Source organism: Gimesia chilikensis, assembly GCF_008329715.1.
Taxonomy (GTDB): Bacteria; Planctomycetota; Planctomycetia; order Planctomycetales; family Planctomycetaceae; genus Gimesia; species Gimesia chilikensis.
The window spans coordinates 1-23,844 of record NZ_VTSR01000008.1 but is presented as its reverse complement, the minus strand read 5'-3'; the positions used below and the strand labels follow the sequence as shown (position 1 = coordinate 23,844).

At 55.5% G+C, this 23,844-nt stretch carries 15 protein-coding genes; 7 read left to right on the top strand and 8 right to left on the bottom strand.

Annotated features, from left to right (window positions below):
- Positions 1-58 precede the first annotated feature (58 nt).
- The 3 genes from FYZ48_RS12340 to FYZ48_RS12330 all read right to left on the bottom strand — a co-directional run bounded on the left by FYZ48_RS12340 (position 59) and on the right by FYZ48_RS12330 (position 8,656).
- Positions 59-3,421, bottom strand: coding sequence for a right-handed parallel beta-helix repeat-containing protein (locus FYZ48_RS12340; RefSeq protein WP_149340806.1), 3,363 nt, complete (start codon positions 3,419-3,421; stop codon positions 59-61).
- 377 nt (positions 3,422-3,798) lie between these two features.
- Positions 3,799-7,413: a cytochrome c biogenesis protein gene (gene ccsA, locus FYZ48_RS29840; RefSeq protein WP_149340804.1), complete on the bottom strand. Its 3,615-nt coding sequence runs from the start codon at positions 7,411-7,413 to the stop codon at positions 3,799-3,801.
- 64 nt (positions 7,414-7,477) lie between these two features.
- Positions 7,478-8,656: a hypothetical protein gene (locus tag FYZ48_RS12330; RefSeq protein WP_149340802.1), complete on the bottom strand. Its 1,179-nt coding sequence runs from the start codon at positions 8,654-8,656 to the stop codon at positions 7,478-7,480.
- 971 nt (positions 8,657-9,627) lie between these two features.
- Here FYZ48_RS12330 and FYZ48_RS12325 point away from each other — a divergent pair.
- On the top strand, positions 9,628-11,412 hold the full coding sequence (locus FYZ48_RS12325; RefSeq protein ID WP_149340800.1) for a thioredoxin domain-containing protein: 1,785 nt from the start codon (positions 9,628-9,630) through the stop codon (positions 11,410-11,412).
- Positions 11,413-11,602: 190 nt separating this feature from the next.
- Positions 11,603-13,663 (top strand): isochorismatase family protein, encoded by a 2,061-nt coding sequence (locus FYZ48_RS12320; RefSeq protein WP_149340798.1) that lies wholly within the window; start codon positions 11,603-11,605, stop codon positions 13,661-13,663.
- Between the two features lie 270 nt (positions 13,664-13,933).
- Here FYZ48_RS12320 and FYZ48_RS12315 read toward each other — a convergent pair whose 3' ends face one another.
- Complete coding sequence (locus tag FYZ48_RS12315) at positions 13,934-14,848, bottom strand: radical SAM/SPASM domain-containing protein (protein WP_149340796.1); 915 nt, start codon at positions 14,846-14,848, stop codon at positions 13,934-13,936.
- Positions 14,849-15,123: 275 nt separating this feature from the next.
- Here FYZ48_RS12315 and pyrF point away from each other — a divergent pair, with 275 nt between their 5' ends.
- From pyrF to FYZ48_RS12300, 3 genes are read left to right on the top strand one after another with little or no spacing between them, the layout of a single operon-like run.
- Positions 15,124-16,065, top strand: coding sequence for an orotidine-5'-phosphate decarboxylase (pyrF, locus tag FYZ48_RS12310; protein ID WP_145438696.1), 942 nt, complete (start codon positions 15,124-15,126; stop codon positions 16,063-16,065).
- On the top strand, positions 16,062-16,697 hold the full coding sequence (locus tag FYZ48_RS12305) for a DNA-3-methyladenine glycosylase family protein (protein WP_145036378.1): 636 nt from the start codon (positions 16,062-16,064) through the stop codon (positions 16,695-16,697). The genes pyrF and FYZ48_RS12305 overlap by 4 nt, the downstream gene beginning before the upstream one ends.
- A gap of 42 nt (positions 16,698-16,739) precedes the next feature.
- On the top strand, positions 16,740-17,741 hold the full coding sequence (locus FYZ48_RS12300; protein ID WP_149340794.1) for a YhdH/YhfP family quinone oxidoreductase: 1,002 nt from the start codon (positions 16,740-16,742) through the stop codon (positions 17,739-17,741).
- Positions 17,742-17,824: 83 nt separating this feature from the next.
- Here FYZ48_RS12300 and FYZ48_RS12295 read toward each other — a convergent pair whose 3' ends face one another.
- Both FYZ48_RS12295 and FYZ48_RS12290 read right to left on the bottom strand, forming a co-directional pair.
- Positions 17,825-18,622, bottom strand: a complete 798-nt coding sequence (locus FYZ48_RS12295; protein WP_145180637.1) for an HpcH/HpaI aldolase family protein — start codon at positions 18,620-18,622, stop codon at positions 17,825-17,827.
- Positions 18,623-18,684: 62 nt separating this feature from the next.
- Entirely contained in the window at positions 18,685-19,029 is a 345-nt protein-coding gene (locus FYZ48_RS12290; protein ID WP_149340791.1) for a cupin, read from the bottom strand.
- A 500-nt stretch (positions 19,030-19,529) separates the two neighbouring features.
- Here FYZ48_RS12290 and FYZ48_RS12285 point away from each other — a divergent pair, with 500 nt between their 5' ends.
- Positions 19,530-20,636 carry a mandelate racemase/muconate lactonizing enzyme family protein gene (locus FYZ48_RS12285; RefSeq protein ID WP_149340789.1) on the top strand — a complete coding sequence of 369 codons (1,107 nt, stop codon included), beginning with the start codon at positions 19,530-19,532 and terminating at the stop codon, positions 20,634-20,636.
- A 416-nt stretch (positions 20,637-21,052) separates the two neighbouring features.
- Here FYZ48_RS12285 and FYZ48_RS12280 read toward each other — a convergent pair whose 3' ends face one another.
- Complete coding sequence (locus tag FYZ48_RS12280; RefSeq protein WP_149340787.1) at positions 21,053-21,421, bottom strand: hypothetical protein; 369 nt, start codon at positions 21,419-21,421, stop codon at positions 21,053-21,055.
- A 548-nt stretch (positions 21,422-21,969) separates the two neighbouring features.
- On the opposite strand from FYZ48_RS12280, the gene FYZ48_RS12275 reads away from it, so the two are divergent.
- Positions 21,970-22,812, top strand: coding sequence for a hypothetical protein (locus FYZ48_RS12275; RefSeq protein WP_149340784.1), 843 nt, complete (start codon positions 21,970-21,972; stop codon positions 22,810-22,812).
- A 199-nt stretch (positions 22,813-23,011) separates the two neighbouring features.
- Here the strand turns inward: FYZ48_RS12275 and FYZ48_RS12270 are convergent, their stop codons facing one another.
- Positions 23,012-23,605, bottom strand: coding sequence for a hypothetical protein (locus tag FYZ48_RS12270; protein ID WP_149340782.1), 594 nt, complete (start codon positions 23,603-23,605; stop codon positions 23,012-23,014).
- Positions 23,606-23,844: the final 239 nt, after the last annotated feature.

Below are 23,844 nucleotides of genomic sequence, written 5' to 3'. Positions count from 1 at the left end.
TTTGTATGCCGACTATAAAATCGGTGGGAGGCTGTGCAGTATGCAGCGAGTGTCTGGATTAAGGCAGGAGCCAGTCGGTGGTGTTCTGGTAGGATCCGAGCCCCAACAGGAGCACGATTGCGTTGCTGTTGTTGGCGGAGAGATTGCTGATGTCTTCAATCTTTGTGGTAGCTCCCAGGCCGCTGAGGAAGTTGAGCGTGGTCAGCAGGCTGGTGTCATTTCCATCGACCTGCATGCTGATGGTGTTCGCATTCGCGACGCTGACATTGAGCCCGAAGTTGAGCAGGCCGTAAATCTGGTTGTCGTTGACCTGCACATGGGCCACATTGCTGACGCCGCTGTTGCCCATGCGGATCTGAATTCCGTCATCCAGAATGTCGGTGGAACCGCCGAGCTCATTATTCGTGACATGCACGATGGTATCGTTGGTGCCCCGGTCGATGTCGACAAAGATCCCGTCATTCAGCAGGCCGGCAATGGCGTCATCGGAGACGATGTTCTGATCGATGAAGGTTTCGGTGGCTCCGGTGGTATTCAGATTCAGATAGATGCCGCCATTCATCAGGTTGAGCAGGTCGTCGGAATCGATGGTGTTGGAGACGATACTGGTCGTGGCGGAGCCGGCGTTGTAGCGGACGTCGATGGCATCCCCGAAGATTCCCAGCGTATTTTCGACCGTGTTGCCGCTGATGGTCAGGTTTGTGGTACCGGTGGAATTACCGGTGAAATGAATCGCATCGCCGAATCCGTTCGCAACGCTGGAGATCTGGTTACCGCGAATGTTAATCGTGGAATTGCCTGCGTCTGTGGTGACATCAATCCCGTTGCTGCCGATCGTGAGTATGCTGGAGATAATGTTGTTGTCGATATCGAGGCTCGCATCACCGGAAGTTGAAACTTCAATCGCGTTGTCGAAGGCACTGAGCAGGCTGCGAATGGTGTTACCGCTGATGCTGCTGGTGCCGGTGAGATTCTGCACATAGATCCCATCCAGGCTGACGTCGATAATCGTATTGCCGTTGAGATTCAGGCCGTTCACGTTCTGGGCATAGATCCCGTAAGTGGTCGGGGTCTGCATCGTCACACCCTGGATGGTGACATTGGAAGAGTCGGTGATCTGTGCGCCTGCAGTTCCGATGCTGGTGAAAGTTCCTCCGTTGAGGGTGAAGCTGCCGGTCTGATTGTTGATGACCAGTGGGCTGGTAGAGGCGTTATCGCTGTTGAGTTCTGCGATGGTGATGTCAGCATCACCGCCGTTGATGTTTGCTGAAACAGCTCCGTTCGTGGTCGTGATCGTTCCCAGTTGAATGGAACCGCCTGCATTCTGGATGTCGATTCCTTCTCCGTCGGTGTTGGTGATGTCACTGCCGGTGAATGTGATGTTCGCATTACCGTCGGAAATCGAAACGGCGAGACCGTCGTCCTTGGTGATGGGCGTTTGATCGAAGGTGACGGTGCCACTGGAATTGGTCAGACTGACGGCGGTGCCTGCACCTGCATGATTGATTGCGCTGCTGGCCACCAGCAGGTTGCTGGTTCCTGTTGCAGTAATCGAAGTACCCGTCGCATTGGACGCAGGCGTGTTGATGGTTAGGTCGCGGAGCGTGATCTCGGTGGAGTCGGTCAGCTGCACCCCGGCGACGCCGCTGTTGGTAATCGTACCCTGTTTGACTTCCAGGCTGCCGGTCAGCTGATTGACGGCCAGGGCGCTGTTCGAGGCATTGGTACTGTTGAGTTCGTCAATAGTGATGCGCGCCGAGCTGTTGTCGATATTCACCGCAGTCGTTCCGCCGGTTGCGGTGATCGAACCGAGCTGAATGGTGCCGCTGGAGTTCAGAATATCAATGGCGTTGGCGCCGGTACCTGTGATTATACTGTCGGTGAAGGTGACATCGGCACTGCTGTTGTGGATGGAGATCGCTGTCCCGCTGGTTGCAGTGATGGGGCTTTGATTAAAGGTGACGGGGCCCGTCAGGCCGTTCAGATAAACGGCACTGCCTGCGTAGGAACTGTTGATTGTGTTCTGGGAGATCAGCACATTGCCCACGCCATTGGCGGTGATGGCAGGGCCACTGCCGTTGATCAGATTAAAGCCGGTGACTTCGGTATTGTGATGCATGGTGAAGCTGCCGGTGATCTGGGGAATCAGCCCCGAGCCCGAGTCGGGAATCTGCAGCTGTCCGAACTGGGTGTTGATGTACTGCGCAGGTCCGGTCGAAAGGACGCGTGTATTCTGAGCGAGCACAAAGTCGCCCGCTTCGGAGGCATCGCGATGGTCGTAGACGATCAGATCGCCCTGTTGTGTCCGTGGATCGGCGAAGGCTTTGGCGAGTGTTGCGTAAGGATCTTCGTAGGAGCCATCACTGTTGCCGCCGGTAGCGACGTGCGTGAAGTAGTAGGGATTCCCGGTAGCAGGATTGATGACCGGAGTTCCGTTAGGATCTTCCACACTCCGGTTCTGCACGACAATGCTGCGGAGACGTTCGGGGGTTTCCCCGAGTCGATCGCGGGCGACCAGACCGGCGGCGGGTCCGTCTCTCAGACCACTCAGGCTGGGCCACTGGACGGAGACGGCGAAGTTGACCGTGGTCTGGAAAATGTCATCGTGCTGCACACTCAGGTTGAGAGCCACGAGGTCCGAGATGCGGGTTTCAACGCGTGATTTCCAGCCCCAGGCCGCATCGCTGTTCTGTGCCTGAAAGAAGTAGCAGCCTCCAAAGGCACGCAGGTCCGTCTTGTAGCCTGTGAAGACGCGCACGCCGGTCTCCAGGTCGGCCCCCAGTAGGGCATTCTGATAGTACCGGGTGATCGCTCCGGTGTAGAGTTGATGATTGACGAAACGGAAGGTACTTCCGGGAACCAGTTCTTCGCCCCACTGTGACTGCGTCTGGCCGGTGGGGACATACCAGTTGACTCGCGTTTCAAACAGGTCGTCCAGGATTTCAAAACCGCCGGAAACCTGCTGGAACGAAGCCAGGCCGGTATCGCGTGTGTCGTGATAAACGTAAGCACCGAGGGTCTGATTCCAGCCGGGCAGGTAGCGACGGGCACCGACGCCGAGATTCGAGCCGAGGTTATTGTTCTGATCGTCGAGCAGCAGTTGCGCGTCGACGAAAATCAGCCACTCACTGTTGCAGTCTTCCAGCACGGGAAAGAACAGATCGAACGAGGAGAGTCCCCCGGTACGGCCGATGGTATCACCCAGCTCATGCCGGTAGCCGAAGTGGGGATGAAAGCGACCAAACCAGGCGTGCTTGCCGAACAGTTCTGCGACGTCGGCGTTGTAGCTTTCGTCAGTGGCATCATAGCTGACGCGGCCCGGAGTCTCTTCGTAGCCGAGGTGATACGGATCGAAGGCAGCGGATGCCAGGGGGGGACTGGCAACCAGCAGAACGGTGATGGCAAGGTAGTGGCGGAGCATGTCGACTTTTCTGAAACGGAATCCCTTCACAGCTTCGAGTCTTCATGCCTGATTGTCGTCGCGCGTTTGTAGTGCGCTGCAAAGTTATGATATTAAGGAGGGATCTACCACAGCATCGGACGGGCGAAATTCGCGTCAGTCAAGATAGGGATAAGAGACAAAGGGATACTGTGCGAGTGTTATCCTTCATTCAAAAAGGAATGAGGGATAGGCCTGTGTGCGTGAGGAGGTTTTTCCGTGAAAACCAGTGGGAAAGGTCTGTTTTTCAGGGGGAAACAACTGCAGCGGGACTACAGGGATTGGCCTCAGGTTCTGTTGAAGTGGACCGTCAGACGGGCGGATTTCCGTCATGTAGAGCGACGGAAATCCGCTGTGACTTATGCCTGGCGTTGTTTGAAACTCCACCACTTTCGCTGCGGAATCAGACCGATGCCGATGACGGCCAGCTGCGAGAGCATGAACAGGCCGAGTGCCAGCAGTACGCCTTCGGTGAATCCGTAGGAGTGCAGACCCACACCCAGTTCGTTAACGCCGAACCAGGACCAGCTGGTAACGATGTTCCCGCCGATCGAAAGGATGGCCATTCCCCGATCTTTAACCATACCACCCCAGCGGGCGTGCAGGACGAGGGCATTCCAGAGCACGATAATCAGTGCGCCGTTTTCCTTCGGATCCCAGCCCCAGAAACGGCCCCAGGAATCGTCGGCCCAGAGACCGCCGAGTACGGTGCCGAAGAAGCTGAGGATGATGGCGAAGCAGAGTACGCCATACAGCATGCGAATGATTTCTTTGCCTGCATCGGCTGTCATGCGGGGCGTTAAGGTGCCCCAGAGGATATAGAACAGTCCCAGGAGACCAGCCACAAAAGTCGCAGCATAACCGAGGGTGATGCAGACCACGTGAGTGGCGAGCCAGAACTGTGTATCCAGTACAGCCTGCAGGACGGCCATGGTATCACCATCACCGGCGAGCATGTGCGCGATCAGCAGTGTTGAGAAGCCGGCGACCGAGGCCAGCAGGTTCCCGATGCCCAGGTGGTTGATACGTTCAATCACGATCCCCGCCAATACTGCACCCCAGCCGATAAAGACGGCAGAGGAGTAGAGATTAGTCACCGGGGGACGGCCCGAAATATAGATGCGGGCGATCAGCGCGAACGTGTGTACCACGAATGTGAGCACGATCAGCCAGAAGGCGGCACTGCCCAGTGGACGCTGCAGGAACAGGAAGGAGAGGCAGACCAGCACAAACGCGAACAGATACAGCACGGCGGCATAGTAACAGGGTTCGAAGTGATTGTAGAACGCTTCGAAGTCGATCTTATTCAGGCTGGTGTGTGGCAGATCGGCGCGGTTCCGATTCAACCAGCTCTGGTAGTCGCGGACTTCTTTGTTGAAATCGGTGACATTATCGCGCGAATAGGCGACGAGAATTGCCGTCCATGCCTGGGTGGCTTCGTTTTCTTTTTCGTTATTGACACTGAGGCTCAGCAGATCACGCAGCCAGGAGGCGGAATAGGTCTGCCACTGATCGTCGATGGCGGTTTCCGGTTTCTGGTCCTCCTTGTCTTCCAGAAGCTTGGGAGGAATCGCCAGCGGTGGATTCCGTTGGGCCAGCATTTCCTGTCGCCGGAAGGCTTCCATCACATCCTGACGTGCATTTTCCGGACGAATCTGAGGTGGATTGAAGGCCTGCATGAGCAGATCGACAATACCGATTTTCTTTTCCAGTTCCAGCACACGGGACTGGAAGAGACTCGCCTGGCCTTTGCCTGCCTTGCGGGCGAGTTCGGCCTGTCGGGTCAGCTCGGGAAGTTTCTCGATGAAGTCTTCGAACGAATAACGAAACCCTTCGCGGCGTTTGAGACCCAGCACGGTGAGCAGTTCCGGGTTTTCAATGCGGAACACCCGGTGCTTGAACGAAGCTTCCGGGTTGGCGATGGTATCGAGAAACCACTTGATCGCGGGCTGCGTTTTACCGTCTGAGTCTTTGAAGGTCTGCTTGCCTGAGACAATCCGCAGACTGTTACGGGCCAGTGTATCGATGGGTTTGGCGCGTCCCTGGTAGAGGACGGGCAGTTCGCCGAACTTGTAGAGATTCATCTGGTTGGAGTCGGGTTTCCGCACAACGGCTTTGCCCATCAGGTAGCCGCCAAAGATGATGAAGATGGTAATCGGAATCAGATATTTCTGGAGTTTTTCGTTGCGTCGTTTGCGGAGTTGTGCGGGTGTCATTTCTCCCGACTTATCCCCGGCGAACTCTTCAATGGCCTGGGGCTCGGTGCGCTGTTTTTCGCGGCGGCCGAGATAGCGGAGCAGGGTGATCATGAAGTGATAGAACATGCCGACCACGACGATCATGCAGGAGACATACGGAATCATCCAGCCCATGTTGGTGACGACGGAGAGTGTTGTCGTTTCTTCGCCCGTACGGGGATCCTGGTGATAACCGCTCTGGTAGAATGTTTCGCCACTGTAACGCAGGGGGTTATTCATCCAGATGTGCACATCGCGGTCGACGTTGCGTTCGTTGTCGACGAGGCGGATATCAGACGAATAGTTCTGCACCGTGCTTGTGCCGGCGTAATCATCCTTGCGGACATCGATCAGTTTGACGGTGTAATCTTTGTAGTAGCGTTTGAATCGCAGGAAGAGCTCGTAGGGAGTGCCATCGACGACGACCTGTTCGCCGAAGTCCCGCAGCGAGAGATCGAGGCTGACCAGGTAGACTCCCAGAGACTCTTTGGTCTTTTTGTCGATGATTTTGATGTAAGCTGCCGGGATGTCGACTCCGCCTCCCATATCGGTACCGGCGGTATTCCGTACCGGCAGGGCGATCCATTCTTTACCGACGCCGGTCGTCGCGGGATTGTCGGCCGCTTTTTTCTCTTCAGCGGTCAGCGACGAAATCTTACGGAGCGACGAGTTCTGGTAGTAGTGGATCAGTTCATAATCGAAGGGGAGTGCGGGATCTGAGACGACGCCTTCGCGATTTTTAAGCAGGATCGATTTGGGGATGACGGTGACGCGATCTTTCTGGGGATCGGTTTTGTCGATGATGGCCAGTTCGATCTCGCGGATATCCTGGACGAAGTTGGTTGTCTGACCTTCGGAGACGGTCATCTGTGTTTCCACAGCCATGGTGCCCACGATGAGTTCGCTGAGCATCATCAGGCCTACACCTGCGTGCAGGAGCACCACCCCGGCCCGTTTCTTAAAGAGCGGAATACAACCGGCGAGCAGTACGACACCGACGAAAGTTGCTTTAATCAACTGCCAGAGAATCCGCATGGAGGAATCGCTAAAGCGGGCGGCATCCCCCTTGGAGATAAACCAGGCGGTCAAGAATCCCAGCATGATCGCGCCGCCGATGGCGAGACCACGTTCGACTTTGCGATGTTTAGGGAGCATGAAGAACAAAGCCAGACCGCCGATAGCAGACAACGCGAGGCCTGCTTCGAAGAGCCACCAGAGGACCTGCCAGCTCATGACTGAATATTCCTGGAACCCGTCTTTATTCGAACCGCCTGCGATGACCAGCCAGGTGAGGAGCAGGCCGACGCCGATAATGCTCCAGCCAATTGTGCGCTCTTTACCTTTGCCCTGCACTTTGAAACGTATCAGGTGGGCCGCCAACAGGTTGACGCCCATCATGAAACCGATGAGCCAGCCCCCCGGAAAGTAGAAGAAACCGGGAATGCTGTCCGGTTTAATGCCGGGGAAGAAGGAAGGGGGGAAGAAGATTTTGAAATCGATACGGGCGATGGCGGTGCGGAAGTATTCGTCGATCACAACCCAGATATCTTTTTCTACCTGAGCCAGAGTTCCGGCCAGGATGATAAAGATGGCCATCGCGAAGAGGGCCACGGTGATTTTCAGCGAGGCCAGGGGCGTCAGGAAGTTCAGAAAATGCTTATTGAAATTCGCGGAACCAGAGCCGGACTCGGGCGAGGCAGTTTCGTGAGATGTTTCCGGGAGGGTATTCGTTGACATACGGATTTCCTGAGGGTCAGACTCAAAAACTAATAATGGATTGTGTGGTCAGGCCGGGGCCGGACTATTCAAAACGGATCGACTTCACAAACTCTTTGAAGTTCGCTTCCTCTTTTTCTGCCAGCTTTGCGGGGCCGGTAAATTTCACGAACCAGGCCAGATTGTCCCGGTAGATGATGGCACCCAGAATGGCCGGTCGTGGTGTTTCGCCTTCGGGGCCGATCAGTTTGACATAGGTTGCTTCGAGATCCCCGGCTTTGAGTTGCTCCGAGTTCCCCGACAGATCGGCGTCGGTAATGGCTTTGAGTTTCACCTGGTCACGCCAGCGGTTGATATTCGGGAGCAGGGGAGAACTGTCTTTGGCGAGATCGATCACGGTGACTTCGCCGGTCTCTCCGTCCGCAGAGACATTGAAGGCGGCTTTCCGCATGCCTCCGCTGCGACCGGGTTTCCAGCCTGAGGGGGTTTCGTATTTAATCTGTGCGGCGGCAGCCGGCGGTGTGGAAGCGGCAGGGCCTCCTGGTGCGGGCATGCCACCACCCATCATGCCGGAAGCGAAGGGAGCCCGGCTCATGGGGTTGTCAGCCATCTTTCCATCCAGGCTGACGACCGTGATTGTTTTGTCGCCGGTTTTCAGGGTGAACTGTTCCTGGTCCAGACCGGGAGAAACGCCTTCGGCTGCTGTGAGGTCTTTTTCAGTAATGGGAGCCAGACCAACCTGATCACGCCAGCGATTGACGTTTTCCAGTGTGCCGCTTGGCGGCAGGGGGATGACCGACATTTCGAGTGGGGGATCTGTGTCTTTGACTTTGAGGGTGGCAAATCGCATGGAACTGCCCGGTTCCTGGGTCCAGTCTGCAGGGAGCTTCCATTCGGGCTGACCTGCTTTGAGGGTCACCGATTTGAGGAATTCGATGAAGGTATCAAACTGAGCAGCGACCTGCTCGGGAGTCCCGGTCATTTTGAAGAACCAGTTCCGTCCGACTCCGGGCAGGATGGCCGCCAGCATGCGGGTCGGTTTTGCTTCTGCTGGGGTGGCCTGTGCCGGGCCGAGGTCGGTTCCCTCTTTAGGGACTTCATAGGTGTGAATCTCATCCTGTTTACCACAGCCGATCGGCAGGAGCAGCAGGGGCATCAGGAGCAGGAGCGGGAACGATTTCATGATCAGGGTTTGTCTTTCGGGTCGATACATGGCGGCTTGAATCAGGTTTTCTACGGCCTGAGAGTCGAAAATGAGTGGCATTTCAACTGCTCGGGCTAAATCCGGGTGGTTTTGAGTTCGATGTTAGCAGACTGACAGAGGTACTGTCGTTGTGTACAAGGCAGGTGTTTGAGGAGTGGTTCACGCCTCAAGGGGCATAAGTTGTTTCAATAATGGTGGTTATGTTAAAACAACACGGCCCCGGATACCAGAGTCACTCTGCTGGGGACCACTGACTATTATAGTTGCCGTGAGACCAAAAAGTACACAACCAGTTTTCGAGTCCTGGCAAATTCCCCGGTATTGGAAGGGCCTGGCCTTTAAAATCGGCCCCTCGGGCCAGAGCTTAAAAAACTCGAAAAATCGCGTAAAAATTACAATGTCTTGCAAAAAAGTCACCAAATCGGCGATTCTGAGAGGCGATTGTAAAAGCTTCCAGAAGAAATCCTATTTACAAGGAATAATCTTTAATGTATTTACGCGTTCTCGCTGATTTTTCGCAAAATAAATTGCGATTCTGGTATGCGAGGTGCGTGATTCAAAGTGACCCGTCACAAATGGGATTCTGAATTCCATTTCTATTAAATAGTACACGAACGTACGGAACCGACAATTCATTCGAATCAACGTCAGCGGTTAAGGAAGACCGGACACGATTCACCCCAAACTGACCCAAATTCCCAGTTGTTCATGGGAACCAAAACCCCAGGCATGGAAGCCGCACCGTGAAGCTGATTTCACACAGACTGCCGGTTGACGCTCTCAACCCGGCCGTGAAAGTTCGAACTGTCGAATCTCTTCTTATCGAGAGGGGGCTCAAGCAGTTTTTCGCTCACACAGAGATTGTGCTGCAATCTCTGCGCACTGCTTCTCTGCTCACGACGACCTCCATGGTTGTCTGCTCTGTCCTCAGTATGTGTTCCACATTTTGCGGCGAGCATCGAACAGATACCCCTTTCTCAAATTTTAAAACGCGTTGCGCGTTGAAACCAACGATTGTGAGGAGTTGGTAGATGAGATTATTAGCGACATTCGTATTCACTTTTCTGATGATGACCGGTTCTGCACTGGCAGCTGCTCCTAAAGGGGTTCTGCTGGATTTCACTGCGACCTGGTGTGGCCCGTGTCAGAAAATGAGTCCGCTGGTTTCACGTTTGAAACGTGAAGGCTATCCAATCAAGAAAGTCGACGTCGATCAGGAACCTGAGCTGGCCCGACGTTTTAATGTTTCCAGCATTCCCGCTTTTGTGCTGGTAGTCGATGGTAAAGAGGTGGCTCGTTCTGTCGGTGCCACAACGGAAAGTAATCTGCGTCGGATGCTGGCCCGGATTCCTGCAGCGGAACCTGCTCAGCCCGAACGGTCACAGCCCCGTAACCCGGTGGTCTTCGCATCCAATGATCGTCGCAGCAATCAGGCTGAAGAAGCCCCGATTCAGCTGGCACAGGATCAGAAGCAGCCCGAAAAGAAATCGCGCGGATTCAATCTCCCGTTCTTTGGTAAAAACAAATCTGAAGATGATTCGGTTCCTGTCGAAGAGCCCGTGATTCGTGCCCAGTTTGGCGATGCTGCCAACGATCAGTTCGCGGAAGCCGCTCCCCAGGAAGAAATCATCAACTGGCGGGCCAGCACGGTTCGCATTCGTGTCAAAGACAAAAAGGGAATGGACCTCGGTTCGGGTACGGTAATTCACAGTGCCGTCGGTCGAACCCTGATCATGACCTGCAGTCATATCTTCAGTGACATCAGGGCTGACTCCGTGATTGAAGTCGATGTCTTCCAGGGCGAAAAGTACGACACTTATGTGGGTACCCTGGTCCGTTATAATCTGGAAGCCGATGTGGGACTGATTTCGATTCCCACTTCGGGCGTCGTGGCTGCTGCGAAAGTGGCTCCACTGGAAGATGAAGTTAAAGCGGGTGACGTCGTAGCATCTCTGGGTTGCAGCAGTGGAGAACTGCCGACCCTGGAGAAAATCAAAGTAACCGAACTCAACCGTTTCCTGGGACCGGACAACATCGAATGCACGGGCATGCCAGTGCAGGGACGTTCAGGCGGGGGACTGTTTAACCGCTCCGGCCAACTGGTGGGTGTCTGCTTTGCCGTCGATAAGGAAGATCGCCGCGGTCTGTATGCCGGTCTGCCCGTGGTGCATAAACTGCTCGATGAAAGCAACCTGACGGCCCTTTACAAACAGCCTGCCGTTCAGGAGTCCGCTCCGGAAACCAAGTTCGCCATGTCGGAAGCTGCTCCTGCAGCCCAGGTGGCTCCCAACCAGCAACTGCTGGATGAGTTCCTGAATCGGGCGATGCCGACTAACAGCCAGCCGCGTCAACAGGTGACCTCGGCAACCACCGGTAATCCAGACCTGTCACAGCTGCAGGCGGCATTGGATCAGGCAGGGGAAGCAGAAGTGGTCTGCATTATCCGTCCGCTCAACAAGCCCAAGTCAGCCAGCCGGGTGGTGATCATCAACAAGGCCAGTTCCAAGTTTGTCTCTTACCTGTCGGGAGAAGTCAGCAATCAGCCTCAGCCGACCTCAGCCCGCTTCCAGCCTGCGGCCAACCTGTCGGGAACTCCCAGGAATGCAGTACGTCGTCAGCGGGATGAACGTATCAGCCGGAGCCTGCCCCGGGCCAGTAAGACACAACACCTGGTAGCCAGCCCTGCACAGTCGGAAGATGCGATGTTCCGTCCTCCTTCTTCTTTCACACAGACGGCTAAAAAATCGACGCCGGACAGCCTGCAGAACAGTGCTCCGGTCCAGCGGTACCGTCGTTCTGCTGAGTCGCGTCGCTAAACGCTCACTCGTCTACTGAGAACATCTGATCCAGTCTGAATCCCTGTGTGGTTCAGGCTGGATTTTTTTGTTTCTGGCTTTCAGACTTTTGTTCTGCTACGGTGGCTTTTTAGAATAGAGATTCTGCGGAATACCACCGGGGAGGGTTCAACCTGTTCCCCTCAATGCGCCTGCCACCAGGAGACATCACGTGAAGCTGTTCTGTAAACTGTCCGTCTGTCTGAGCCTGTTGTTGACTTATACCAGTCTGCTGTCTGCCGAGGATCTGCAGTTGAACCTGCGATCTCAGTCCGAGACCAGTACAGGCTCCGGACGTTATCATCGACTGGAACACAATGAGAGCTGGGATCCTGAGCAGACCGCGATTATCGTCTGCGATGTCTGGGACTACCATCATTGTCTGAATGCAGTCCGGCGACTGGAACAGTTTGCACCGCGGCTGGATCAATTGCTCAAGACGGCCCGCGCACAGGGAGTGACCATCATTCACGCCCCGAGTGATTGTATGCCGGCTTACGAGGGGCATCCGGCGCGTCAGCGGGCGCAGCAGGTCACGTTCAATGGACCGATTCCCGAGGGCATCGAAAAGTGGTGCTCGAAGATTCCCAGTGAAGAACAGGCCGTGTATCCCCTCGATCAGTCGGATGGGGGCGAGGACGATGACCCGGAAGAGCATAAAGCGTGGGCCGCGAAGCTGAAGTCGCTGGGCCGCAATCCGGCACTCCCCTGGCAGAAGCAGTCGCCGCTGATCACCATCGATGGTGAGAAAGATTTCATCAGTGATAAAGGGGATGAAGTCTGGCGAATTCTGGGAAGCCGTGGCATTAAGAATGTGATTCTGACCGGCGTGCATACCAACATGTGTGTCCTCGGTCGTCCGTTCGGTTTGCGGCAGATGGCACAGAACGGGAAGAACGTGGTGCTGGTGCGGGACCTGACAGATACGATGTATAACCCGCAGCGCTGGCCTTACGTGAGTCACTTTACCGGCAACGATCTGATTATCTCGCACATCGAAAAATTCATCTGTCCCACAATTACCAGCGATCAGATTCTGGGGGGCGATGAATTTGTCTTCAAGAAAGATGATCGACCGCACCTCGTGATTATCATGGCGGAGCAGGAATACGAGACTGAGGTCAGTCTGCCGAAGTTTGCGGCGGAGAACCTGGGCAAAGCGTTTCGTGTGAGCCTGGTCTTCGCTGATGACAAGGAGCGGAATAAGATTCCGGGGATCGAAGTGATCGAGGATGCCGATCTTGTATTGTTCAGCGTCCGCAGACGTGTGCTTCCGGAAAAACAGATGGCGCTGATCAAGAAATATGTCGCCGCGGGTAAGCCGGTGGTGGGGATCCGCACCGCGAGCCATGCGTTTTCACTGCGTGGGAAAGAGCCGCCGAAGGGATACGCGGACTGGCCTGAATTTGATGCGACCGTGTTTGGCGGCAGCTATCACGGCCATCACGCGAATGATCTGAAGTCGATCGTGACGATCAATCCGAAGCAAAAGCAGAACCCGATCCTGACGGGCATTCCCGACAAACCGTTCCCGCAGGCGTATTCACTGTACGAGGTGACTCCGCTGGCGAAAGGGACGACGGTATTGATGACGGCGGAAATTAAAGGGAAACCGGTCGAACCGGTGGCCTGGACGTTTCAGCGGAAGGACGGTGGCCGTTCGTTTTATACTTCAATGGGACACACTGGCGATTTCCAGCAACCCGAGTTCGTGCGGCTGCTGGCTAATGGGATCTACTGGGCTGCAGGTCTGAATCCCGCAAAAGTGAAACTCTCCGACAAGGTGAGCCTGCGTGGTGCACCGCACTGGACGGTGGTTTCTTTGCCCGAGTTCAAGAAGCCGGCTGGGACCGTGGAGAGTCGCTGGTATCGTTGCGTGGCCCGGATGCCGAAAGCGTGGCTGGATGGTGAGCCTGTGCAGTTAAAGGTACCCACGTCTGCCGGGAATACGGTACAAGCCTGGTTGAACGGAACGGCTCTCAAGAAACGGGGCGACGGTTTCGTGATCGCTCCCGGAATGGTCACTGTGAACGATGCGAATCTGATTGTCGTCTCTGTTTCCGGTCGTGATGCGGGAGTCGATTTTGTGTCGGTGCCTCAACTGGTTTCTGCCAGTGGTGCACTTCCCCTGGCGGGACGCTGGCAGTATCGATCGGGCGATGATCAGACGTTTGCGAACATGCCTTTACCGGCCAAGTTCGGTACGGTGACGGATATTGTGTTTAAGCCGTGAGGGTGTGGGAAGCATTAGTACCAACTGGTTTCAGATGGTAGGAGTGTTTTGCAGGAGCAACCGGAAGCTTTCCCTGTCAGTTTCCAGTTCGCTGCGCTCACCCCGAATTGCATTCGGGGCTACCCTTTGAATTGGGGACGCTTGATCTGGAATTCACTGTCCGCTCGCTATTTAGACCGGACACATGGCACCCGGCGTTTGCTACTATTCAATGAGATCTTCGCGGGAGAATTTTACCGGCGGCTGGCGCCGTGCCGCTCAGTTTTTCTTTTACATGAACGTACAACGGTTGCAGGGTTCGACGCTTAAGCGCGAGACTGTGGACTCCCGGAGCTTGCGGTATTCGGGAGAGTTGTAGATCTCCAGGACATTCTGATCGTTGGCGTTGCCGATGGGGTATTCGGCCTGACCGTCGGCACAGCAGTGGGCGACTTCACCGGTGGCGGTGATCGAGAGTTCGAACCAGCGTTCGCAGCCCATGTTGGGAACTTCATAGACGTTGAGCCCCTGCACCTGTCCCATCCATTCCATGCGGGGAAAGACGCTCGATTTGAACAGCGGATAATTGATGCTGACCCACTGCACGAATTCATGGTCTGCGGCGGTGCCATCTCCTACGCGCGAAAGAACCACCGGGAAGGGAATGTCACCTTCCATGAAGGCATCGTGAATCATTTCCAGCTTTTGACGCGTACGCTGATAGGGGAGGCTCATCACCCGTTCGTATTCCGCTTCGCGATGATCGTTGAATGAGATCCAGAGGTACTGGAGATTTTTGACATCCTGCAGCTTTTCCAGCTTGTCTTCCGTGATGGGAGTGGAGTTGGAGGTCAGCGCGATTTTTGCCTGGGGGAGCAGGGTGTTGATTTTTTCCAGAACGTCAAACAGTCGGACATCCAGAAACGGTTCGCTGACTTTGAACGGCGAAATCTGCAGGTTCATCTCCTGGGGGATCGCCGTCAGTTCGTTCAGGATTTTGTCGATGAGCTCGTCGCTCATTTTGGTGTGCTTACGGTTCAGATCCGGGTAAGGACAGAAGTTGCAACTTGCGTTACAGCGGGCCTGAGTCTCGAGGTGCACGTGACGCGGGTAGTCCATGTAGAGCGAATGCCGCATGCGGGCCACGCCGGCGTCGTATTCTGCTCTCTGTTCGCTAAACTGATACGGGCTGATGACTTCCAGCATTTTGTCGACTCTTCCATGAATCAGGGACAAGCGGAATTAGGTGTGTTGTGCAGATCGGGGAGTGGCTGTTTTCGGTCAATGAGAGCTTCCGGTCCGAATCCTGTAGAACAGTTCCCTCTGTCCGTTACGGCTGGTGAAAACTCTGCCGTGGATCGGGATTTCAAAAACCCTCATTATTCCATTGTCGGCTTAATTTAGTATGATTCATGAAGGAAAACCTCGAACCTTCTGATATTGAAAATGCCCTAACCTGTATCTCTGAAAGCAGTTAACTGATGCACCACTTTTCTGATCGTCTGAATGCCGCCATCCGCAGTAAAAAAACACCCGCTCTGGTCGGCCTGGACCCCCGCTTTGACTGGCTTCCCGAGGAGATCGTATCTGCTGCGGAAGCGAAACATTCCAGCAAAGCGGAGATCGTTGCGGCTGCTTTTGAGGAATTCTGTTTTCGGATGATCGATGTGGTCGCCCCTCTGGTACCTGCGGTCAAACCGCAGGCCGCGTTCTTCGAAGAATGGGGGCCCGCCGGTTGTCTCGCGCTGCAGCGTGTGATTAAGCGGGCGCGTGAAGCGGGACTGGTTGTGATCTGTGATGCGAAGCGGGGAGACATCGGCTCGACGGCAGAAGCGTATGCCCGTGCATACCTGGCAGGCGAAGATCCCGAGAGTGCCATCTGGGCGGCAGACTGTCTGACAGTCAATCCCTACCTGGGCAGTGATACACTCCAGCCGTTTGTAAAAGTGGCCGTCGAACGGGGGGCGGGGATTTACGTGCTGGTCCGAACGAGTAACCCGGGTGCGGGGACCTTTCAGGATCGAAAAACAGACGGCCATACTTTGTATGAATGCGTGGCGGCGGTCGTGAATGATCTCGCATTGAATACAACGGGCAACGGACATTACGGCGCCATTGGTGCGGTGGTGGGGGCGACCTATCCGGAAGAGCTGACACAACTGCGGGAATTGATGCCGCATACTCCGCTGCTGGTGCCCGGTTATGGGAGCCAGGGGGCGGGAGCCGGTGATGTTGCGGGTGCCTTCGATGCGGAAGGGCTGGGCGCGATCATCAACAGTTCGCGGGGAATCAACTTCGCGATTCGAAAGGAACCGTATTCCGAGAAATTTGCTCCGGAAGAATGGGAGCAGGCAGTGGAAGCGGCCACGCATGATATGATTGCCGACCTGGCTGAACACACGCCTGCCGGGAAACTGCAATGAGCGACCACGCGAAGTCGTTTGCAGAAGCTTCACTGCATCTGCGAAAAGTCGATCCCAGGCTCAAGCCGGTGATTGACAACATTGGCGTCTGTTCGTTGAAGCCGTATCGTTATCGGTTTGCACTGCTGCTGCGGTCGATCGTCTCACAGCAGATTTCCACGTCCGCGGCCCGGACGATTTACAAACGTCTGCATGCGTTGACCGGAAAAGGGCAGCCGAGCGCAGAAAAGATCATGCAGCTCTCTCACGAAGAACTGCGTTCGGTAGGACTCTCTGCACAGAAGGCGAACTACGTGCATCACCTGGCGGAGATGGTACTTGAAAAACAGGTGCGGCTGCATAAGATGCACACAATGACCGATGATGAGGTGACCGCGGAACTGGTGCAGGTTAAGGGCATTGGTCAGTGGACGGCGCAGATGTTTCTGATGTTCGGCCTTTGTCGTCCCGATGTGTTCCCGCATGACGACCTGGGAATTCAGAACGGCATCCAGACGATCTACGAACTGGAGACCCGTCCCGACAAGCAGACCTGCATCGAAATCGCCGAACTCTGGGCGCCGTATCGAACGGTGGCCAGCTGGTACTGCTGGCGGGTGCTGGAAATGGAAACCCCCGACGGTCCGTGGTAAGCACGAACTCAGATCCCTGACTCAATCAGAAACGGATGAACCATGACGAACTCCTTTCGCTGTTTTCAGGTCCGACAACAGGAACAGAAAGAGATCACGGCCGGTGTCGTCTCGGTGCCGTATAATAATCTGCCTGAAGGTGAAGTGACGATACGCGTCGTCTATTCGTCGGTGAATTATAAAGACGCTCTGGCTGCGACCGGGAATCCTGGCGTGGTTCGTCATTTTCCGCATGTGCCCGGCATCGATGCGGCGGGCATCGTGGAGTCTTCCGACTCCGATCAGTTTCAGGCGGGAGACAAAGTGGTTGTCACCAGCTATGAGCTGGGAGTCGAACGCTGGGGAGGCTGGTCCGAACTGATTCGCGTCAAACCGGAATGGATCGTGCCGCTGCCTGACGGGCTTTCACTGAAAGAGTCGATGATTCTCGGAACCGCAGGACTGACGGCGGCGATGTGCGTCGACAGTCTGCTGCACCATCATATCAGGCCCGAGTCGGGCAAGGTGCTGGTGACAGGCGCTTCGGGAGGCGTGGGATCGTTTGCCCTGTCGTTGCTGAAACTTTGCGGGTTCCAGGTGACAGGGGTCTCCGGTAAGCCGGAATACCATCAGCGACTGCTCGACCTGGGGGCTGACGAAGTCGTGGATCGACTGGCGATTGATATCAACTCGGATCGACCGTTACTGAAAGGGCACTGGGCGGCTGCCATCGATACGGTGGGCGGCTCTTTGTTGAGTCATGTGATCCGCTCGATTCAGCCTCAGGGTTGTGTGGCCGCGTGTGGCAATGCGGGGGGCGCACAGTTGGATCTGACCGTGTTCCCGTTCATTCTGCGGGGAGTGACACTCGACGGGATCGATTCGGCCTGGTACCCGATTGAAAAGCGGGCCGCGCTCTGGCAGAAGCTGGCGACCGACTGGAAGCTGGACGATCTCGACTCGCGGGCGAAGGTCATCACGCTCGACCAGGCACAGCAGACGGTCGAAAGCCTGCTGGAGGGGACGCACCAGGAACGGACGATCATCCAGGTGGGAGCCGAATAACGGCGGTACCCGGCGCAAAGCAAGAGGCCACACCCGAAAGGGGCATGGCCTCTGTTGCTGATTTGATTTTAATGGCCGCTGGTTTAATAGCGGGCCAGGTCCGCGGTGTCGGACTTGAGATTCAGGCCGGTGACGATCCGCTGGGCTTCGTTGACCATGAACTTGACTTCACTGCCACAGGCGATGAACCGCCAGCCTTCGGCGATGCGCTGTTCGACGGCTTCGACAGTCTGCACGTGCAGACCGACGGGGGTGCCGGTCTTCTTGCCGGTTTCCAGAATCCGCTGTAGCATGGCTTCGAGTTCATCGGGTGATGGATGCACGCCGGTTTCTTTGCTCATCTGGAAGGTCAGATCGTTGGGACCGACGAAGATGGCGTCGACGCCTTCCAGGCTGTAGATCTCTTCCGCGTTTTCGACTCCTTCGGGAGATTCGGTTTGCAGGACGACGAGGATTTCATCGTTCGCGTATTTGTAGTAATCACCGGCGGTGGCGTCGAAGTTCATGGCGTGCAGTACGCCACCCACTGAGCGGTTGCCGATCGGCGGATATTTCACGGCGTCGATGACCTCTTTGGCCTGTTCGACAGTGTTGATCATCGGGGCGACAATCCCGTGAGCACCGGCGTCGAGGGCCCGTTTGATGAGTTCATATTTTCCGAGAGGAACCCGGCAGAGAGGGACGCAGCCGGCATCTGCGATGGCACCGAAGAGGAGTGCGGCCTGCGACCAGTCGATGGGGGAGTGTTCCATGTCGACGGTCAGCCAGGGGAATCCGACGCGGGCCATCAGGCGGGTCATCATTACATCCCCGGATGAGAGCCATGTTCCAACCTGAGGTTTCCCCTCACTCAATGCTGCTTTGACCGGATTCTTTTTCATCAGTCTGAATGTCTTTCCTGTAATCTATTTGAAATTGAAGTGATCTGATACCAGATGTTAATTCACCCATTCTCGACAGGCTCATAGTGGATTGCAAGCCAAACGCTTTCCTGGTCGGCGGCGGTCGCTTCGACCCGGTGCAGACAATGCGCGGGAATGTTCACTGCATCGCCGGGAATGAGTGTTCGTCCCTCGGTTTCCCCCTCAAAACGGAGTACGGCTGACCCCGAGAGCAGAACCACCCATTCGGCATGTTCCTGATCGTACCACTGTCCTTCCCGCGTGGACTGCCCGGTCGAAACGATGCGTTCCACCCGGCAGGACTGACCCCGGAAGAGGTGTTCGAAGAGCTCCTCGGTCGGGGGTGTGGCTTGCGGGGTGAGCAGGTTGGTGAATTCAGGAATCATGGCGGTACCTTGCAGGGATCGAAACGGGACGGAGTTGAATCTTCGTTCTGTTTTACTTTACGGGAGGTGGGGCGGGGTCACAACCGTGGGATTTTTTCTACCACGAAAAACGCGAAAGGCACGCAAAGACAGGGGTGGGGATATTGGAAAGTGGGGCTCTCCAAATAAGAGAATAGCAAACCAGGGTGGTATCGGATGGAATCCGATATTGCTGGAGGCAACAGGAGGTCTCAGGGTGAATGTAAGCTGGTCAGTAGATGTACCTCTTTGTGGGGATAAAGTTCGTAGCTCTGTTATGAATTGTTCTGGTGAACTGCGACCTCCTGCTCACTGCGCTCACCCCGAATTGCATTCGGGGCTACCCTTTTTATAGGCACTGTTGGGTGAGCCAGCATTGAACCCTGCATTTACACGGACTGGTCTGCTTGTGGGTCTCCCGGGTAACTGGTAGCATGAGATTCTCGCCCGACAACTGATTTCCCCTGCCTCTGGAGCCTCCGATGAAGATCACTGGCGTTGAAACGTTTCTGGTTGATGTCCCGCTGCAAGTTCCGGTTTCGCCTTACCAGTCGCGGTATATTTCTTCAATGACGACGGGCGCGCTGCTGCTTCGCCTTGAGACCGATGCGGGCATTACCGGCTGGGGCGAGACGCCACAACGGTTGTCGTTTCAGAATGCAGTCAGTTTTACGGGCAAGGAAGCCGAGTACTTTCGGCCGATTCTCATGGGGAAAGATCCGACTGACATCGCTGCCCTGTATGCGGACTGGGGGATGGGGGACGAGCCTTATCGTCAGTCGCTGGCGGAAATGGCCTGCTGGGATATCCTGGGGAAACAGGCGGGGCTGCCGCTGCATCGTCTGTTGGGCGGACTGTACCGGGATCGCGTGGAAGTGACCTGCTGCATGGGGATTCGTGGTCCCGAAGAGGCGGCTGCGATTGCGAAGCATTATGTCGACCGGGGCTTTTCCACCATGAAGACCAAGGCGGGGCGATCGCCGGAAGAGGATCTGGCGATGGTGCGGGGGATTCGTGAGTCGGTGGGGGACAAGCTCAATCTGCGGATCGACCCCAACATGGGATACACGCCGGAAGTGGCGCTGCAGCTGGCCCGCGATCTGGAACCGTACGAGCTGCAGTATTTCGAGCAGCCGATGCATAAAGACCTGCTGCAGGAATCGGCGGACATCCGCAGGCAGACGACGACGCCACTGGCGTTGAATGAATCGGTGACGACGATGGAGAATGTCCGCAAGATTCTGGAACTGGACGCGGCGGAATATCTGCTGCCGGACACGTACCAGTGCGGTGGGATCTGGGCGGTGAAACTGGTAGGTGAGGTGGCGGCCTCGGCGGGCGTGCCCTGTATCTTCCACTGTGCGCACGACCTGGGACTCCGCACGGCGACGATGCTGCACATGGCGGCTTCGTCTCCCAATTTTCCGCTGGCGAATGACTGCACCTATTACAGTCTGGAGAGCGATATCATTACCGAACGGTTTGAGATCAAAGAGGGCACAATGGCGGTGCCGACGAAACCGGGGTTGGGGGTGGAGATCGATGAGGGGATGTTGCAGAAGTATCTGGTGGCGAGTTCGCTGGGGTGAGCTGCGGGAGCTGTCGGGTAGTAAAAGTAGGATTTTTTCTACCACGAAAAACGCGAAAGGCACGAAAAGGTTCGGGTGGGATTGCTGGAGAGCGGGGCATCTCTAATGAAAGAAATCGAACCGGGGGTGGTATCGGATGTAATCCGATATTGCCTGAGGCAACGGGAGGTCGAGGTTGACGCGTTCCGTTAAGAGAAGACGAACCTCACCTTCTGAATTAGTGAGGGCAGCAGTGTTATTCAGAGCCGGTCGATTTCATGAAGACCTCCTGCTCGCTGTGCTCGGCCCGAATTGCATTCGGGCGTACCCTGTTGATTGTTTTCGGAACGTTGTTACCAGCACTGTCGGGCAAGCCGACAGGTGGCACCCTGCGCCTTGCCGCTCAGTTCTGAAAGACACTTTTCTCTCAGAAATGTTTACGGGGCATTCAACTGTATGAGCTTTTCGTTGAGGCGGTTGTTGGGGCCGTCGTTGAAATAAAATCGGGTCATGTTTTCCCGTCGGTTCAACTGGAGGATTTTCTGCATTCGCTTGCCGCTCGCTTTCTGTGGGTGGCTTTGCTGCAGGTGCGAGAATTGTCGCTGGACTTCCCGGGCGCGAAAGACGGTTGAATCTCCCCACTGCTGGAGAAACGAATCAGGCAATTGCAGCAATTCGCCCGCCGTCTTGATTTGCGATGGAGGTGGAGTCGGCTTTGGTTTTCTGGCTGCGACGGGCTGGGCAGCTGAGAGGGGAAATGGCCCCAGTATGAGTCCCAAGAGTAGAGCAGGTAAGACTTTAAGCATTGATCTGTTTCCTGGTGAGAGGTGACGGATTTTCAGTACCTGGGTGCTGGGGAGTTATAAAACAGAAGGGGGCTGTGGGGCAAGATTTGTTTTTCGAGGGAGGATATTTTTCTACCACGAAAAACACGAAAGGCACGAAAAGGTTCGGGTGGGATTGCTGGAGAGTGGGGCATCTCTAATGAAAGAAATCGAACCAGGGGTGGTATCGGATGTAATCCGATATTGCCGGAGGCAACAGGAGGTTGCAGGGTGATTGTGATTTGGTCAGAGGACGTGCCTCATTGGAACGCTAATGGAGCAGGAGTCTCTGTTATGAATTGTGCTAGTGAGCTGCGACCTCCTGTTCGCTGCGCTCACCCCGAATTGCATTCGGGGCTACCCGTTATATCTGCGCTGTCGGGCCAGCCGACTTGTGACACTCTGCGTTTCTGAATGAGTTTCCGATTAATTGTTTGATCGGTTGCGCGGATGCAGATAGATTGGAGATTGAGAGAGGCACGAGTCCCCGGAATGTTTTCGCCCATTTTCCCTTCCCCGAGGAGACGACGATGCTGAAAGTAGTTTTGTCCCTGATTTCTCTATCGCTGATTTTCAGTCTTACCGGTTGCCAGGATGTTCAACCGCCGCCGGACCAGCAGGGGGCAGCGAATTCGTCTCCTGCAGAAGAGGCGCCGATGGCCCAGGCGGTTACCCGTGTTGGTGAAGCCGGGGCACAGTCACAGCCGGAAGCGACTCCCGCTGCACAGGCAGAGATGACGCCTGCTCCTCAGGGGCAGCCTGCACAAAAACAGCCCCAGGCCAAACCGCGGAAGATGAATGCAGGTCTGAGGATGGCACGCGATAAAGAGGCTGCGAAAGCGTTGCGGCCGAAACTGGGGATGGAAGGGGCCGGATTTGGACCGTTCGCGTTGCAGGTCAATGTGGATGACGATGGAAATTACACGGGGGTGACACTCTATAACACAAAAGTGAATGATAAGATGGTGGACTTCGTCGCTGGTCTCGACGATCACACCGAATACGTGATGGTGCAAAACACCGACATCACCGATGAGCAGGTGGCCCGGTTTGCCAAACTCAAGTTTCTGAAACGACTGGAGATCTCTGGTGCCCCGATTAGCGGTGCCTGTCTGGTGATCCTGAAAGATTTCGACAAGCTGGAAAAACTGAATCTGAGCAGTAATCCCTACATGTCGCTCAATCAACTGCCCGAACTTCCCGCGCTCACCGAATTGAATTTACTGAGTTCCAAGGGGATTACGGATGCCAGTATCCCCAAGCTGGCGACGCTGAAGGGGCTCAAAAGTTTGAGCCTGTACGATTCGGGGATTACCGAAGCCGGCGCAGCCAAACTGCAGGAGCTGCTACCCGATTGTGAAGTCAGCCATTGATAATGAATCGGGTTGTGCAATGGGCGTGGGCTGGTTTGGGTGGCTGCGGGTGATTGGTTTAATGTGGGCGGGATATCGCTGGTTACCTGATTATGGTGGCAGTCAACACTGATTACCGGCGGCCAGCGTCGTGCCGCTCATTTTCTGTTGGGAGCGTTTCAATCAGTGTGGGGCGAACTGGTGTATTCGGGGGCTCCCATTACTTGATTGAGTTCGGTTGCGCTTCGGATTCGAGTTGACGGGCAATGGCGGTTGTCGTTTCGACGATCCGGATTGCGGGGTAATGTGTGTTGAACCAGAGACGGTACTTCTTACCGTTCCAGACTCTGAGCAGTTTGGCCTGGCCCTGATGCGGTGATGTATATTGCTGCCAGCACCATTCGTCCCAGGGGTGTGGCAGATCCTGCTCCATCAGATCGAGTAGCTGATCCTGGTATTCTTCCGATGCGAAATCGGGAATGGGGCCGGGGGCCTCCTCGAGAATGTTGTCGGGAGTCCACCAGGCGTTGGTTCTGCCCCAGGCCAGCAGGGGATGTTCTATGATCAGCGTTCCCGTTTCACCAGCTGCGAGCTGCTGACGGAGGCGGTGCCCACTGAGCGTGCGGCCAACGTTCCGCATTCTGAGATAAAAGAGCAGTTCGCCGGTGAGGCTCTGCAGGAAAAAAAAGAGCGCTACCGGGGGAACGAAGATCAGGAATAATACCGCCATGAGGGGAACCATCAGGAGCCAGAGCGGAATCAGGGCGAGTATTTTGTGCCAGGGGAGTTCCCGGACTGGTTCCTTGAGTGCCATGTTTGTTTCCTGAAGGTTGTGTATGAAGTCCGGTGGCCGTTCGATCTATGGATGTTTCAACCGGGGCTCTCGTTTCCAAATGATTCCGCTGTCAATTTTCTGCTCGTTGTTTTCGGAGTGGGATAGCGATGGCTACCTGATCGTGGCAGCAGTCAACACTGATTACCGGCGGCTAGTAACTCCGCTCTTAAGTTCGTTCCCACCAGAGCGGTTTTTTATGCTGTTTTCCTGATTTCTGT

What these genes read in the sequence shown, in the direction of transcription:
- FYZ48_RS12315 (WP_149340796.1), bottom strand. Translation starts at nt 14,848, where the DNA reads ATGCTGGAAGTCATCAGCCCGTATCAGTTTAGCGAACAGAGAGCAGAA.
- FYZ48_RS12305 (WP_145036378.1), top strand. Translation starts at nt 16,062, where the DNA reads ATGAGCGACCACGCGAAGTCGTTTGCAGAAGCTTCACTGCATCTGCGA.
- FYZ48_RS12290 (WP_149340791.1), bottom strand. Translation starts at nt 19,029, where the DNA reads ATGATTCCTGAATTCACCAACCTGCTCACCCCGCAAGCCACACCCCCG.
- FYZ48_RS12295 (WP_145180637.1), bottom strand. Translation starts at nt 18,622, where the DNA reads ATGAAAAAGAATCCGGTCAAAGCAGCATTGAGTGAGGGGAAACCTCAG.
- FYZ48_RS12300 (WP_149340794.1), top strand. Translation starts at nt 16,740, where the DNA reads ATGACGAACTCCTTTCGCTGTTTTCAGGTCCGACAACAGGAACAGAAA.
- FYZ48_RS12275 (WP_149340784.1), top strand. Translation starts at nt 21,970, where the DNA reads ATGCTGAAAGTAGTTTTGTCCCTGATTTCTCTATCGCTGATTTTCAGT.
- FYZ48_RS12285 (WP_149340789.1), top strand. Translation starts at nt 19,530, where the DNA reads ATGAAGATCACTGGCGTTGAAACGTTTCTGGTTGATGTCCCGCTGCAA.
- FYZ48_RS12340 (WP_149340806.1), bottom strand. Translation starts at nt 3,421, where the DNA reads ATGCTCCGCCACTACCTTGCCATCACCGTTCTGCTGGTTGCCAGTCCC.
- FYZ48_RS12270 (WP_149340782.1), bottom strand. Translation starts at nt 23,605, where the DNA reads ATGGCACTCAAGGAACCAGTCCGGGAACTCCCCTGGCACAAAATACTC.
- ccsA (WP_149340804.1), bottom strand. Translation starts at nt 7,413, where the DNA reads ATGTCAACGAATACCCTCCCGGAAACATCTCACGAAACTGCCTCGCCC.
- FYZ48_RS12330 (WP_149340802.1), bottom strand. Translation starts at nt 8,656, where the DNA reads ATGCCACTCATTTTCGACTCTCAGGCCGTAGAAAACCTGATTCAAGCC.
- FYZ48_RS12325 (WP_149340800.1), top strand. Translation starts at nt 9,628, where the DNA reads ATGAGATTATTAGCGACATTCGTATTCACTTTTCTGATGATGACCGGT.
- pyrF (WP_145438696.1), top strand. Translation starts at nt 15,124, where the DNA reads ATGCACCACTTTTCTGATCGTCTGAATGCCGCCATCCGCAGTAAAAAA.
- FYZ48_RS12280 (WP_149340787.1), bottom strand. Translation starts at nt 21,421, where the DNA reads ATGCTTAAAGTCTTACCTGCTCTACTCTTGGGACTCATACTGGGGCCA.